General features: G+C 41.8%; 10 protein-coding genes. 8 read left to right on the top strand and 2 right to left on the bottom strand.

Translation table 11 applies throughout. The features are described 5' to 3' along the window. Positions 1-109: 109 nt before the first annotated feature. Entirely contained in the window at positions 110-970 is an 861-nt protein-coding gene (locus tag ACFQ1G_RS07775; protein WP_380738233.1) for a universal stress protein, read from the bottom strand. A gap of 167 nt (positions 971-1,137) precedes the next feature. On the opposite strand from ACFQ1G_RS07775, the gene rimP reads away from it, so the two are divergent. Genes rimP through infB form a run of 3 tightly spaced genes read left to right on the top strand, consistent with a single transcriptional unit; the run spans position 1,138 to position 5,675 of the window. Beyond that, positions 1,138-1,599 (top strand): ribosome assembly cofactor RimP, encoded by a 462-nt coding sequence (gene rimP / locus ACFQ1G_RS07770; RefSeq protein ID WP_380738231.1) that lies wholly within the window; start codon positions 1,138-1,140, stop codon positions 1,597-1,599. A 12-nt stretch (positions 1,600-1,611) separates the two neighbouring features. Continuing rightward, positions 1,612-2,853, top strand: coding sequence for a transcription termination factor NusA (nusA, locus tag ACFQ1G_RS07765; RefSeq protein WP_380738229.1), 1,242 nt, complete (start codon positions 1,612-1,614; stop codon positions 2,851-2,853). A gap of 32 nt (positions 2,854-2,885) precedes the next feature. After that, entirely contained in the window at positions 2,886-5,675 is a 2,790-nt protein-coding gene (infB, locus tag ACFQ1G_RS07760) for a translation initiation factor IF-2 (RefSeq protein WP_380738227.1), read from the top strand. A gap of 69 nt (positions 5,676-5,744) precedes the next feature. On the opposite strand, the gene ACFQ1G_RS07755 is transcribed toward infB, so the two are convergent. Further along, a complete protein-coding gene (locus tag ACFQ1G_RS07755; RefSeq protein WP_380738225.1) occupies positions 5,745-6,131 on the bottom strand; it encodes an SPOR domain-containing protein in 387 nt (128 codons plus the stop codon). Between the two features lie 217 nt (positions 6,132-6,348). Here ACFQ1G_RS07755 and ACFQ1G_RS07750 point away from each other — a divergent pair, with 217 nt between their 5' ends. Genes ACFQ1G_RS07750 through ACFQ1G_RS07730 form a run of 5 tightly spaced genes read left to right on the top strand, consistent with a single transcriptional unit; the run spans position 6,349 to position 13,803 of the window. Beyond that, positions 6,349-7,677 carry a c-type cytochrome gene (locus ACFQ1G_RS07750; RefSeq protein WP_380738223.1) on the top strand — a complete coding sequence of 443 codons (1,329 nt, stop codon included), beginning with the start codon at positions 6,349-6,351 and terminating at the stop codon, positions 7,675-7,677. A gap of 25 nt (positions 7,678-7,702) precedes the next feature. Next, a complete protein-coding gene (locus tag ACFQ1G_RS07745) occupies positions 7,703-10,774 on the top strand; it encodes a TAT-variant-translocated molybdopterin oxidoreductase (protein WP_380738221.1) in 3,072 nt (1,023 codons plus the stop codon). A gap of 34 nt (positions 10,775-10,808) precedes the next feature. After that, positions 10,809-12,593, top strand: coding sequence for an NrfD/PsrC family molybdoenzyme membrane anchor subunit (nrfD, locus tag ACFQ1G_RS07740; protein WP_380738219.1), 1,785 nt, complete (start codon positions 10,809-10,811; stop codon positions 12,591-12,593). A gap of 2 nt (positions 12,594-12,595) precedes the next feature. Further along, entirely contained in the window at positions 12,596-13,123 is a 528-nt protein-coding gene (locus ACFQ1G_RS07735; RefSeq protein ID WP_380738217.1) for a DUF3341 domain-containing protein, read from the top strand. Positions 13,124-13,128: 5 nt separating this feature from the next. Continuing rightward, a complete protein-coding gene (locus ACFQ1G_RS07730) occupies positions 13,129-13,803 on the top strand; it encodes a c-type cytochrome (RefSeq protein WP_380738215.1) in 675 nt (224 codons plus the stop codon). Positions 13,804-13,811: the final 8 nt, after the last annotated feature.

Genomic DNA, 13,811 nt, shown 5'->3' with positions numbered 1-13,811 from the left:
TTTCAGTAAATATACACGGTAGTTAAAACAATTCCCGTACCCAAAATAACCTTTTACTCAACTTTAACTCAGTTGATTTGAAAGGTTAAAAAATTAGGTTAAAGAAGTTCTAAGGAAAGTTCTTTCTGTGTTCTTTTTTTTCCAGTTTGAAGGTGATCACAGGGATGTGAGCATGATTGACAAGATCCTCACTGATACTGCCGTTAAAGAAATGCGACAATCCTTTTCTGCCATGAGTGGCTATCCCAACTAGGTCGGCATTTATCTTTTTTGAAAAGTTGAGTACCCCTTGTTCAACCGAATCATCATTGTAGATGTGAAATTCATAATTATCATAATCTATTCCGTCTACATATTTTTCCAGGTAATTGTCAGTGTCTTTTGAGGTGATGAATTCATTAGCGGTGTTGATATATAACAGATGAAGGCGGGAATCCATTAATCTGGCGAATTCAACCACTTTCTCAAGAGTACCTTTATTGCTGTTATCTAAGTTAGTGGCAAAGACGAAATCCTTCACCATAAAATTAGGTCTGTTCTCTTTGATCACCAAAACGGGTATTTCTGAAGTGCGAACCACTTTTTCTGTATTGGATCCAATGAACATTTCCTTGAATCCGCTGGCTCCTTTTGAACCCATCACAATAAAATCGCATCCATGTTCCTTGCTGGTTTCCATTATGCCGTCAAAAGCCTGGTGAAACTCTACAATTTCATGAACTTTCAGGTCTTTCAGATAAGGCTGGGAGAGGATCTCGGTAAACCTTTTTTTAGCAAGTTTCATGAACCCTAAGGCTTCGGGAAGATCATTGCTGCGCATGTCTCCTACTGGGTTTGTCATGTTGGCCGGTAGTTCTAACATATGCAAGAGATAAATTTCACTTCCAAACCTATGAGCCAGTTGTGCCGCGATTTGAAGGGCGTTTTCTGCGTTTTCCGAAAAATCAGTAGGAACAAGGATCTTTTTCATCTAGATTTTGTAATTAAGTAAGGTTGATGTAGTTATAAATCTACAAATATTTTTTGATTCAAAATCTTGTTTTCTTTCTGACAAAATATTACTATATTTGCACCGTTGAAGCGAAAATGAACAACGAGGGGACAGAAAGTCCCCTCTTTTTATAGTCAGAATCGGGGATGTTAAGAGAGAAAGTAGAAAATTTGCTGCAGGAGGCTTTTGAAGAAAATAATTCATTATTTTTAATTGAGCTGAGTATTGATGATGCAAACCACATTTCGGTGGTGATCGATGGGGATAACGGGGTGTCTGTTAATGATTGTATAGCCGTTAGCCGCAAAATTGAACACAATCTGGACCGCGAGGAAGAGGATTTCTCTCTGGATGTAGCTTCGGCGGGAGTTTCAAGAGCCCTGACGATGCCGAGGCAATACCGAAAAAATATTGGACGAAAGCTGGCTGTAACCACTTCCGAAGGGAAAGTAGAGGGAGAATTGGTGAAGATGGAAGGTGAAACCATTACGCTTCAATGGAAAGCCAGGGAGCCTAAACCTGTTGGAAAAGGGAAGGTTACTGTAGATAAAGAAGCTGTGTTGCCTTTAGAGGATATAAAGGAGGCAAAAGTGATAATAACATTTTAACAGACAAATGATATGGAAAATATCGCGTTGATAGAATCGTTTTCAGAGTTTAAGGATGACAAGTTGATAGACCGTGTCACCCTGATGGCGATTTTGGAAGATGTATTTAGAAATGCTCTGAAAAAGAAGTACGGGGAAGACGATAACTTTGATATTATTGTGAACCCAGACAAAGGGGATTTGGAGATCTGGAGAAACCGTGTGGTGGTTGCAGATGGGGAAGTGGAAGATCCAAACCAGGAGATCTCCCTTACAGAGGCTAGAAAGATCGAGCCCGATTTCGAGGTTGGGGAAGATGTTTCTGAAGAAGTGAAATTGATCGACCTTGGTCGTCGTTCAATACTGGCATTGCGCCAAAACCTTATTTCGAAGATCCACGAACATGATAATACAAACATCTACAAGCAGTTTAAGGAGCTTGAGGGTGAGATTTATGCGGCTGAGGTACACCACATCCGTCATAGAGCGATCATTTTGTTAGATGATGAAGGAAACGAGATCATTCTTCCTAAAGACCGTCAGATTCCGTCTGATTTCTTCAGAAAAGGGGAAAATGTACGCGGTGTGATCGAAAGTGTGGAGCTTAAGGGCAATAAACCAACTATCATTATGTCAAGAACTTCTCCATTATTCCTGGAGAAATTATTTGAGCAGGAAATCCCTGAAGTTTTTGATGGTTTGATTAATGTGAAGAAAGTAGTTAGGATCCCTGGTGAAAAGGCCAAAGTGGCAGTTGACTCTTATGATGATCGTATTGATCCTGTAGGGGCCTGTGTTGGGATGAAAGGTTCGAGAATCCATAGCATCGTTAGGGAGCTTGGAAACGAGAATATAGATGTTATTAACTACACAACTAATAACCAGTTATTGATCACCCGTGCCTTGAGTCCGGCAAAGATCACTTCTTTGAAAATTGATGAGGAGAACAAGCGTGCTGAAGTTATGTTGAAGCCTGAAGAGGTGTCTAAAGCGATTGGTCGTGGAGGGCATAACATAAGATTGGCAGGACAATTGACGGGTTATGAAATAGATGTATTTAGAGAAGGCGTTGAAGAAGACGTTGAACTAAGAGAATTTGCCGATGAGATCGAAGATTGGGTCATCGAAGAATTCGCGAAAATAGGGCTTGATACCGCCAAGAGTATCCTTGAGCAAGATGTTGATGATCTTGTTCGACGAACAGATCTTGAAGAAGAGACCGTCCGGGATGTGATGAGAGTTCTGAGAGAAGAGTTCGAAGAAGAGAATAATTAGAAATTAAAAGAGGATAATTTAGAGGGCAATTTATGGCTGAAGCAAAAACAATGCGACTAAATAAGGTACTACGCGAATTCAATATTTCGCTAGATCGTGCTGTGGAATATTTAAATTCCAAAGGTCACGAGATAGAAGCGCGTCCTACCACTAAAATTTCCGGAGAGATTTATCAGGTTCTTGCTGATGAATTTCAGACTGATAAGAGTAAGAAAGTAGCCTCCAAAGAGGTAGGTGAAGAGAAAAGGAAAGAGAAGGAAGAGATTCGTCTTGCCAGAGAAAAGGAGCTGGAGGAAAAGCGAAAGCAGGAAGAAAGGCAAGAGGTGATTAGAGCCAAGACTAACCTGGAAGGCCCAAAGCAGGTTGGAAAAATTGATCTTGATGCACCTAAGGCGGAAAAAGCAGAGTCGCAAGAGCCAAAAGTAGAGGAGAAGAAAGAGCCTGCACAGCCACAGGTTGAAGCTCCAAAACCGGAGGAAAAAGCTAAGCCGGAAGTTAAAAAGGAAGAGAAGCCCGAAGTAGAAGCGAAGAAGGAAGAAAAGCCTGCTGCTCCTGCTGAAAAGCCAAAAGCTCAACCTGAAGCAGAGAAAAAAGCTCCTGAGAAAAAGGAGGAAGCTCCTAAGAAAGAAGTGACTCCAAAAGAGGAGGCTCCAAAAGAGGAAAAAGAAGAAGAATCTTCTACGGTTACTACCAAGTATCAAAAACTTAGTGGTCCTAACTTTACAGGGGAAAAGATCGATCTTTCTCAGTTTAAGAAACCGGTTAAGAAAAAAGACGACAAAAAAGCGGAAGCTGACAAGAACAAAGGCAAGAAGCGTCGTAAAAGAATTAGTAAAGATGTAAAGGGTGCTCCTGGTTCTAATGCCCCAGGTGCTGGAAAAGCAAGAGGTAAACGTACCAGGCCAATTACCAAAGAAGAGCCAAGTGAGGAAGAAGTGCAAAAGCAGGTTCGTGAGACACTTGAAAAGCTTCAGGGTAAATCCAGTAAAGGTAAAGGTGCTAAGTACCGAAGAAATAAAAGAGATACTCACCGTCAAAGAACTGAGGAAGCTCAACTTGAAGACGAAAACAAAGTATTAAAAGTAACCGAGTTCGTTACTGTTAGTGAGGTGGCAACCATGATGGATGTTCCGGTAACCCAGATCATTTCGGCATGTATGTCACTTGGAATGATGGTAACCATGAACCAGCGTCTGGATGCGGAAACGCTTTCTATCGTTGCTGATGAATTTGGTTATGAGGTAGAATTCGTAACCGCCGACCTTGAAGAAACTACCGAGGTGCAACCAGACAAACCGGAAGATCTTAAGCCGCGTGCGCCGATCGTAACTGTGATGGGTCACGTTGACCACGGTAAAACGTCCCTTCTTGATTATGTTCGTAAAGAGAATGTGATCGCTGGAGAGAGCGGTGGTATTACCCAGCATATCGGTGCTTATGGAGTGGAACTTGAAGGTGGTCAAAAGATCGCATTTTTAGATACTCCGGGTCACGAGGCCTTTACTGCGATGCGTGCAAGGGGTGCTCAGGTAACCGATTTAGCGATCATTGTTATCGCGGCAGATGATGATGTGATGCCTCAAACCAAAGAGGCGATCTCTCACGCGCAAGCTGCGGGAGTTCCAATCGTATTTGCGATCAACAAATCTGATCTTCCAACTGCGAATCCAGAAAAGATCAAGGAAAAACTTGCCGGAATGAACCTGTTGGTTGAAGACTGGGGAGGTAAGATCCAATCGCAGGATATTTCTGCTAAAACAGGAATGGGGGTTAAAGAATTACTTGAGAAAGTATTACTTGAAGCCGAGATCCTTGACCTTAAAGCCAATCCAGGAAGACTGGCAACGGGTACCGTTGTTGAGGCGTATCTGGATAAGGGTAGAGGTTATGTGTCTACTGTTCTTGTGCAGTCAGGTACCTTGCGCATAGGGGATTTCGTTCTTGCTGGTAAGAACAGTGGTAAGATTAAAGCCATGCATGATGAGCGTGGAAATGAAATTAAAGAGGCCGGTCCTTCTACTCCGGTATCAATTCTTGGACTTGATGGTGCGCCGCAGGCGGGTGATAAGTTCAAAGTGATGCTTGATGAAAGGGAAGCTAAAGATATTGCTGCTAAACGTACTCAGTTACAGAGAGAGCAGTCAGTTCGTACTCAGCGTCATATTACCCTTGATGAGATTGGAAGGCGTATAGCTCTTGGAGACTTCAAAGAATTGAACATTATCCTTAAAGGGGATGTGGATGGTTCTGTGGAAGCTCTTACAGATAGTTTCCAGAAACTTTCTACGGAAGAGATCCAGGTGAATATCATACACAAAGGTGTTGGTGCTATTACAGAAAGTGATGTATTGTTAGCGTCTGCTTCAGATGCGATCATTATCGGATTTAATGTTCGTCCTGCAGGTAATGCAAGACAGGTAGCAGAGAAGGAAGAGATCGACATCAGAACATACTCTATTATTTATGATGCGATCAACGATCTGAAAGATGCGATGGAAGGAATGCTTTCTCCGGTTATGAAGGAGGAGATCACCGGTAACGCAGAGATCAGAGAGATCTTTAAAGTGTCTAAAATAGGTAGTATTGCCGGATGTATGGTTACAGATGGTAAGATCTACAGAAACTCTCAGATCAGGTTGATACGTGATGGGGTTGTTGTCTATACAGGTGTATTGGCTTCCCTTAAACGATTCAAGGATGATGTGAAGGAAGTATCTAAAGGATACGACTGCGGATTACAGATCAAGAATTACAATGATATAAAGGAAGGTGATGTTGTAGAAGCCTTCCAGGAAGTAGCTGTTAAGAAGAAGCTTAAATAAGCCACTTATTATAGGAGAATAAAAAAAGGGATGCGAAAGCATCCCTTTTTTGTTGTTCATTCTCGAAAGTTATTTTTTTTCCGGCTTAAATCTGAAGGCTGCGGGGAAGGTTTTTTTGATAGTTAGTAAGGCCTTGTCTGCTTCCAGGCTGCTTCTGAAATTTCCTACCCATACTTTGTAATTGGGGGTTTCATAAACTATTGTGGAAGGCCATTGAGGGTATAGAGCTCTGTATTCCTTTATCATTTTACTAGCCTGGTTATTGTCTCCTGAAAACAACTGTATTCTATAACGATCACCCATTCGGCTGTCCTTAACCATTTCAGTTTTTTTCTCCATTAATTCAGGGATAAGTTCATCTTGTTTAATGGTCACCTGGCCCGCTTGTGCCTGTCCTAAAGCGCTAAATCCTATTAAGATGGATGCGGTAATTATTAGCTTCTTTTTTTTCAACATTTCAATTTCAATTTTCTGAGTAACAAATGTATAACTTAATCTGCTAAAAAGGCTATTTAATATTATTTAGAACAATTATAAATTAGTCTTGAGACCCCTAAAATCGAACTTAAGTATTACTTTTGTCGGTAAAATTTCCGGGCCTTGAAAATATGATAATTATCACATTTTTTTTGCTCGAAAAACCGTACCAAAAGACGTTAATTCTACATTTAATATGAAAAAGGTGAAAAACCGCCATTCAGTCGCTCGAAGTTTATTGCTAGGTGTATCGTTGTTCTTAACCTTCAATACTGCTGTTTTTGCTCAGGATTCTATACCAGCTGAACCGGCTCAAGAGGTTCAGGCGGCAGAGACTACAGGAGGAGATGCTGCTCAAGGTAAGGAGTTGTTTAATTCGCTTTGTGCCGCATGTCACAAAATGGATAGTAAATCTATCGGGCCGGCCTTAAGAGGGGTGACGGAAAAAAGAGATACAGAATGGTTGCACAGCTGGATCAGGAATAGTGGCGAGTTGATCGCTGCCGGTGATAAACAAGCTGTTGAGATCTATAATGAATACAACCAGGTGGCTATGCCTCCGTTTCCACAGTTAAGCGATGCTGATATTGATAATATCCTTGCTTATGTGAGTCAGCCGAAAGCAGAGCCAAAAGCTGCGCAGGTAGCCGGTGGTGAGGCGGGTGCTTCAGGTGGTGACAGCGGTGTTTCTACAGATATATTATTAGGGATTCTGGCGTTTGTGCTATTGATGCTGTTGGTGATCCTTTTCCTTGTGAATCGTACTTTGAGAAGATTTGCGGCTGCCAGCGGGGTAGAACTTCCGGTTAGGGAGAAAGGAAAGCCTATCTGGAAAGCTTTCGTTGAGAACCAGTTTTTGGTGCTTGTAAGTGCTGTTATATTAGTTTTATTAGGTACTTACTTCGTTTATGGGTTCTTCATGCAGGTTGGGATTGATCAGGGGTATCAGCCAATTCAGCCTATACACTTCTCTCACAGAATACATGCCGGAGATAACCAGATTGAATGTAAGTTCTGTCACTCTTCAGCAAGAGTTTCTAAAACTTCAGGAATTCCATCTCTGAATGTTTGTATGAACTGTCATAAGTCAATCAGTGAAGTAGCTCCTGAAACTGCTACTGAGGAGTATTCAAAAGAATTCTATGACGCGGAGATCGCTAAATTATATGATGCAGTAGGTTGGGATGTAGCCGAGCAGGCATACACAGGAGAAACTGAGCCGGTAAAATGGATCAGGATCCATAACCTTCCTGACTTCGCATATTTCAACCACTCGCAGCACGTTGAAGTTGGAGGTATCGCATGTCAAACCTGTCATGGTCCTGTTCAGGAAATGGAGATCATGTATCAGAATGCGCCTCTTACAATGGGATGGTGTGTTAACTGTCACCGTACTACCAATGTGCAAACTGCCGGTAATGAGTATTACGAGAAGGTTCATGAAGAGCTTTCTGCAAAATATGGTGTTGAGGAGTTAACAGTTGCCCAGATGGGTGGAATTGAATGTGGTAAGTGCCACTATTAATAAATTAGAAGAAATATTTATATATATGTCATCAAGCAAGAAATACTGGCAAAGTGTTGAGGAGCTAAAGGAATCAAGCTCTATTGTTGAGACGCACCAGCAAAAAGAATTTGTGGAAGAAATACCTACAGATGAATTTTTAGGTGATAAAGAATCCCTTGAAAGTTCTAGTACTTCCCGGAGAGACTTTTTGAAATACGTTGGGTTTAGTACTGCAGCAGCTTCTTTAGCTGCCTGTGAAGGGCCTGTGATGAAATCCATACCATATGTAGTTCAGCCTGAACGTATCGTTCCTGGAGTGGCAAACTTCTATGCTACTACTATGGCAGATGGTTTTGATTTTGCAGGAGTTCTAGTAAAGACCCGCGAAGGACGACCTATTAAGATTGAACACAATACAATGGCTAATACCGGTGCGAATGCCCGTGTGCAGGCATCAGTATTGTCTCTATATGATAATAAAAGGTTGCAGCGCCCATTAGCTAATGGGGAAGTTGTTTCCTGGGAGCAGTTTGATAAAGAGGTTAAGGAGAAGCTTAATAATGTGTCGGGAGAAATTGTTTTGCTGACGCAAACTTTTGCAAGTCCTTCTACTTCTCGTTTGATCAATGATTTTTCTCAAAAATATTCAAATGTAAGGCATGTTGTGTATGATTCGGTATCTGAAGATGCTGCTTTAGACGCATTCCAGGCTCGTTATGGGACTCGTGCTTTACCTAATTACGATTTTTCTAAAGCTGAAACTATTGTTTCTGTAGGTGCAGATTTCTTAGGGGACTGGGCTGGTGGTGGTCACGATGCTGCTTATGCGAAAGGACGTGTTCCTAAGGAAGGAAAGATGTCTCGTCACATTCAGTTCGAGTCTAACTTCTCTCTTACAGGTGCGAATGCAGATAAAAGGGTTCCTGTAACTCTTTCTCAGCAAAAGATGGTGCTTGCGGCTCTTCATGGTTATATTTCCGGTGGAGCTTCTACAAGTAAACTTCCTGCTAATATCGATGAGGCTGTAGTGAAAGCTGCACGTCAATTGCGGAAGTCTGGAGGTTCAGCCGTTGTGGTTTCGGGAATTCCTGATTCTGATGCTCAATCAATTGTTCTTGCGATCAATGAAGCACTTGGAAGTAATGTGATGGATACTGAGAATCCTCGCATGCTAAGACAGGGGAATGCTGCCGAAGTTAAAAAGTTGGTTGCAGATATGAATGCCGGTCAGGTAGGAGCGATCCTTATTGCCGGAGTAAATCCTGCATACAGTCTTCCTAATGCTGAAGAATTCTTGGAAGGTCTTAAGAAAGTGGATCTTTCCGTGGCATTCTCAATGAAAAAGGATGAGACCGCGATGCTTTGTAACTACGTAGCTGCTACTCCTCATTATTTAGAGAGCTGGGGAGATATTCAGTTTGCAAAAAAGAATTTCACCCTGATGCAGCCTACTATCAAGCCGTTGTTTGATACTAGCCAGTTTCAGGATGTGTTGCTAAGATGGACAGATAACTCTACATCTTACTATAACTATATAAAAGAAACCTGGTCCGGTTCTTTAGGATCAAAGTCATGGAGCGATGCTTTACATGATGGTGCTTTCGAAGGAACTGCACCGGCTATGGAAGCTCAGGCAGGTACTGCTCAGGTTTCTGTGAACGATGATAATACTGCTTTAAGAAACCTTTCAGGTGCTGAAGGTGGTGGAATTGAGTTGGAGTTGTATACTTCAACTGCAATGGGATCTGGTAACCAGGCTAACAACCCTTGGTTGCAGGAGATGCCTGATCCAATTACCAGAGCTTCCTGGGATAACTACCTTAAAGTATCCAGGGCCGATGCTGAAGCCATGGGGCTTGAAAATGAGCACGTGGCGAACGGAGCTTTGAATGGTAGCTATGTGAATCTTACTGTAGGTGAAACGGTTCTTAAGAATGTTCCTGTTTACATTCAGCCGGGTATGGCTAAAGGAACTGTGGCTCTTGCTTTAGGTTACGGTAGAAAAGAAGCTATTCAAAAAGAAATGCAGGTAGGTGTGAACGCCTATCCGCTTTATAAAGATTTTAAATCATTCCAGAATGTGAAGATTGAAAAGGCAGCCGGTGAGCATGAGTTCGCTTGTCTTCAATTGCATACCACATTGATGGGAAGAAATGATATTATTAAGGAGACCACGCTTGAGATCTTCAATACTAAAGATTCTCATGTTTGGAACAAGATGCCGGAGGTTTCTTTGAATCACGTTGAAACTCCTGTAACTTCTCCTGATGTTGATCTTTGGGATGGATTTGACCGTTCTGTAGGACATCATTTCAACATGTCAATCGACCTTAACGCTTGTACCGGTTGTGGTGCTTGTGTGATCGCTTGTCAGGTTGAGAACAACGTTCCTGTAGTAGGTAAACAGGAAGTGCGTAAGTACCGTGATATGCACTGGTTAAGAGTCGACCGTTATTATTCTTCTGAGGATACTTTCGAGAAGGATCTTGATAAGAAGGAAAACATGTCAGGTCTTGGGGATGCTCTTTCTCAATTCGGTGAAATGGAGCACGCTGCAGATAACCCTCAGACTGTATTCCAGCCAGTAATGTGTCAACACTGTAACCACGCACCTTGTGAGACTGTTTGTCCGGTAGCTGCGACTATGCACGGAAGACAGGGGCAAAACCAAATGATCTATAACCGTTGTGTTGGTACTCGTTACTGTGCTAACAACTGTCCTTACAAAGTAAGACGTTTCAACTGGTTCTTGTATAATAAGAATGATGAGTTCGATTACCACATGAACAATGATCTTGGTCGTATGGTATTGAATCCAGATGTAACTGTTCGTTCCCGTGGGGTAATGGAGAAATGTTCTTTCTGTATCCAAAAGACGCAAAAGACCATTTTAGATGCTAAGAGAGAAGGAAGAGCTATTGAGGATGGTGAATTCCAGACTGCTTGTTCTGCTGCTTGTGATAAGGGGGCTATTGTGTTTGGAGATGTGAATGACGAAGGCAGTAAGATCAGTGAACTTAAGGAAGATGACAGGATGTATCACTTACTTGAATATATTGGTACCAAGCCTAACGTAATGTACCAGACGAAAGTTAGAAATACATCTGAAGCTTAATAAATTTTAATAAAGAATCAATTATAAAAAGCATATGTCTCATTACGAAGCACCTATTCGAAAGCCTTTAGTAACCGGCGATAAAAATTATCACGATGTGACTATTGATGTGGCTGCACCGGTTGAAGGGAAGGCAAATAAATCATGGTGGATTGTTTTTTCAATTGCGCTTGTAGCTTTTCTTTGGGGGTTAGGTTGTATAATATATACCATATCTACGGGAATTGGAACCTGGGGATTGAACAGGACCGTAGGTTGGGCCTGGGATATTACTAACTTTGTTTGGTGGGTAGGTATTGGTCACGCGGGAACGCTGATCTCTGCCGTACTTCTTTTGTTCCGTCAAAAATGGAGAATGGCGATTAACCGTTCTGCAGAGGCGATGACCATTTTCTCTGTTGTACAGGCCGGTTTATTCCCTATTATTCACATGGGTCGTCCATGGTTGGCATATTGGGTACTCCCAATTCCTAACCAGTTCGGATCCCTTTGGGTGAACTTTAACTCACCGCTTCTTTGGGATGTATTTGCGATCTCAACTTATCTTTCTGTTTCTTTGGTTTTCTGGTGGACAGGTTTACTTCCTGACTTCGCGATGATCAGGGACAGAGCTATAAAACCTTTCCAAAAAAGGATTTATGGGATTCTTAGTTTTGGATGGAGTGGACGTGCTAAAGACTGGCAGCGATTTGAAGAGGTTTCTCTTGTGCTTGCAGGTTTAGCGACACCACTTGTACTTTCTGTACACACTATTGTATCCTTTGACTTTGCTACTTCGGTTATTCCTGGTTGGCATACCACTATTTTCCCTCCGTACTTCGTTGCAGGGGCGATCTTCTCTGGATTCGCAATGGTAAACACGCTTCTTATCATCATGAGAAAAGTGTCAAATCTTGAAGACTATATTACTATTCAACACATTGAATTGATGAACATCGTGATCATGATCACCGGTTCTATCGTAGGTGTGGCATATATCACTGAGCTGTTCATGGCATGGTATTCTGGTGTGGAATATGAGCAGTACGCGTTCCTTAACCGTGCTACCGGACCTTACTGGTGGGCATACTGGTCAATGATGACCTGTAACGTGTTCTCTCCGCAGTTCATGTGGTTCAAAAAACTTAGAACAAGTATCATGTTCTCATTCTTTATCTCTATTGTGGTAAACATAGGGATGTGGTTTGAGCGATTTGTGATCATCGTAACATCTCTACACCGTGATTACCTTCCGTCTTCATGGACGATGTTCTCACCAACTTTCGTAGATATTGGGATCTTTATTGGAACTATCGGATTCTTCTTTGTATTGTTCCTTCTTTATGCCCGTACCTTCCCGGTTATTGCTCAGGCTGAAGTAAAAACTATCCTGAAGTCTTCCGGAGAAAAATATAAGTCACTACGAGAAGAGCATGGAGATCATGCAGATCATACAAATACTATCGTGAGAGAACCAGCTTCAAATGTTGCTGAAGGATGGATCAAGCGAGGAGATGAGCCGGTAAATGAACATGAAGAAACTACCCATACTGAAAGTCTTACTGACTCTGAAGTAGATAAGGACCAGATCGATGAAATGCTTCACAGAGTTGGAGTTTTCGATCCTGCAACCCAGTCTGCAGATGACCTGCAGAAGTTAAACGGAGTGGGTCCTGTAATGGAGCAAAAGCTACACCAGGTAGGTATTTATACTTATTCTCAGGTTAGCAATTTGACTGAAGAAGATTATGTATTGCTTAATAGGGTGATCGATAATTTCCCTACAGCTGAGAACAGAGGTGACTGGAACCAGCAGGCAAACCAACTAAAAAACAAATAAAAATGGCATCTAAAGTTATACACGCTATTTATACCGACGATGACTTGCTATTGCAGGCAGTGAAGCAAGTGAGAGAGGCTCGATACAGAATTGGAGAGATCTATACTCCGTTTCCGGTACACGGGTTGGATAAAGCAATGGGTCTTGCTCCAACAAGACTGGCGATCACCGCATTTTTATATGGAATTGTAGGTCTTGCTGTTGCCACGGCTATGATGAACTATATTATGATCGAAGACTGGCCAATGGATATTGGAGGAAAACCAAGTTTTAGCTTCCTTCAAAACATGCCTTCTTTTGTGCCTATTATGTTTGAGCTTACGGTTTTCTTTGCTGCTCACCTTATGGTTTTTACCTTTTATATGAGAAGTAAATTGTGGCCTTTCAAAACGGCTGAGAATCCAGACGTGAGAACCACAGATGATCACTTCCTTATGGAAGTAGAAGTAGCTAATCACAACACAGAAGATCTTACTGAATTCTTATTCAATACAGGTGCTTCTGAAATAAAATTAATTGATAACAAATAAACCCAATGAAAAGTTTATTTAAAACATCCATATTCATAATCCTGGCCACGAGTGTAATTTCTTGTGCAGATAACTCTGAGCCTAACTACCAGTTCATGCCTAACATGTATGAACCGGTACCTTATGAGCCATATGGAGCATACGATGTATTTGTCAATGAGCAGGAGGCTAAATTGCCTGTAGAGGGAACTGTATCCAGAGGATGGAAGCCTTACGACTATGAAAATTCAATGGAAGGTTATGCAGCTGCTAAAGCTAACCTTGAAAACCCGCTTTCTTATACCGAAGAGAACTTGAATAAAGGGGAAGCTCTTTATACGATCTATTGTGCGATCTGTCATGGAGATAAGGGGGACGGAAAAGGTCCATTGGTACAAAGAGAGAAGATTCTTGGTATTCCTAGCTATGATGACGCCGGAAGAGCTATTACAGAGGGAAGTGTTTACCACGTAATGTACTACGGATTAAACGCGATGGGATCATATGCTTCTCAAACTTCTATTGAAGAGCGTTGGTTGATAGATCACTACGTAATGAAGTTGAAGAACGATCTTGAAGGAGGTCCTGAAAGAGCTTTTGAGCAAGAGACTGACCTGATTCCTGCAGTTAATGCCGAAAAGGAGATGATAACCAAAGAGACTTCAACTACAGGTGAAGAGGACAATCAAAACGAAGAATAACAGCATTT

The sequence above is a fragment of the Salinimicrobium gaetbulicola genome, from assembly GCF_042676025.1.
In the GTDB taxonomy this organism is placed as follows: Bacteria; Bacteroidota; Bacteroidia; order Flavobacteriales; family Flavobacteriaceae; genus Salinimicrobium; species Salinimicrobium gaetbulicola.
The sequence above is the reverse complement of the archived record's forward strand: the minus strand, read 5'-3'. Positions and strand labels throughout refer to the sequence as shown.

Bases quoted from the DNA above. Each gene is read 5' to 3' on its own strand.
- ACFQ1G_RS07775 (WP_380738233.1), bottom strand. From the start codon at position 970: ATGAAAAAGATCCTTGTTCCTACTGATTTTTCGGAAAACGCAGAAAAC.
- rimP (WP_380738231.1), top strand. From the start codon at position 1,138: ATGTTAAGAGAGAAAGTAGAAAATTTGCTGCAGGAGGCTTTTGAAGAA.
- nusA (WP_380738229.1), top strand. From the start codon at position 1,612: ATGGAAAATATCGCGTTGATAGAATCGTTTTCAGAGTTTAAGGATGAC.
- infB (WP_380738227.1), top strand. From the start codon at position 2,886: ATGGCTGAAGCAAAAACAATGCGACTAAATAAGGTACTACGCGAATTC.
- ACFQ1G_RS07755 (WP_380738225.1), bottom strand. From the start codon at position 6,131: ATGTTGAAAAAAAAGAAGCTAATAATTACCGCATCCATCTTAATAGGA.
- ACFQ1G_RS07750 (WP_380738223.1), top strand. From the start codon at position 6,349: ATGAAAAAGGTGAAAAACCGCCATTCAGTCGCTCGAAGTTTATTGCTA.
- ACFQ1G_RS07745 (WP_380738221.1), top strand. From the start codon at position 7,703: ATGTCATCAAGCAAGAAATACTGGCAAAGTGTTGAGGAGCTAAAGGAA.
- nrfD (WP_380738219.1), top strand. From the start codon at position 10,809: ATGTCTCATTACGAAGCACCTATTCGAAAGCCTTTAGTAACCGGCGAT.
- ACFQ1G_RS07735 (WP_380738217.1), top strand. From the start codon at position 12,596: ATGGCATCTAAAGTTATACACGCTATTTATACCGACGATGACTTGCTA.
- ACFQ1G_RS07730 (WP_380738215.1), top strand. From the start codon at position 13,129: ATGAAAAGTTTATTTAAAACATCCATATTCATAATCCTGGCCACGAGT.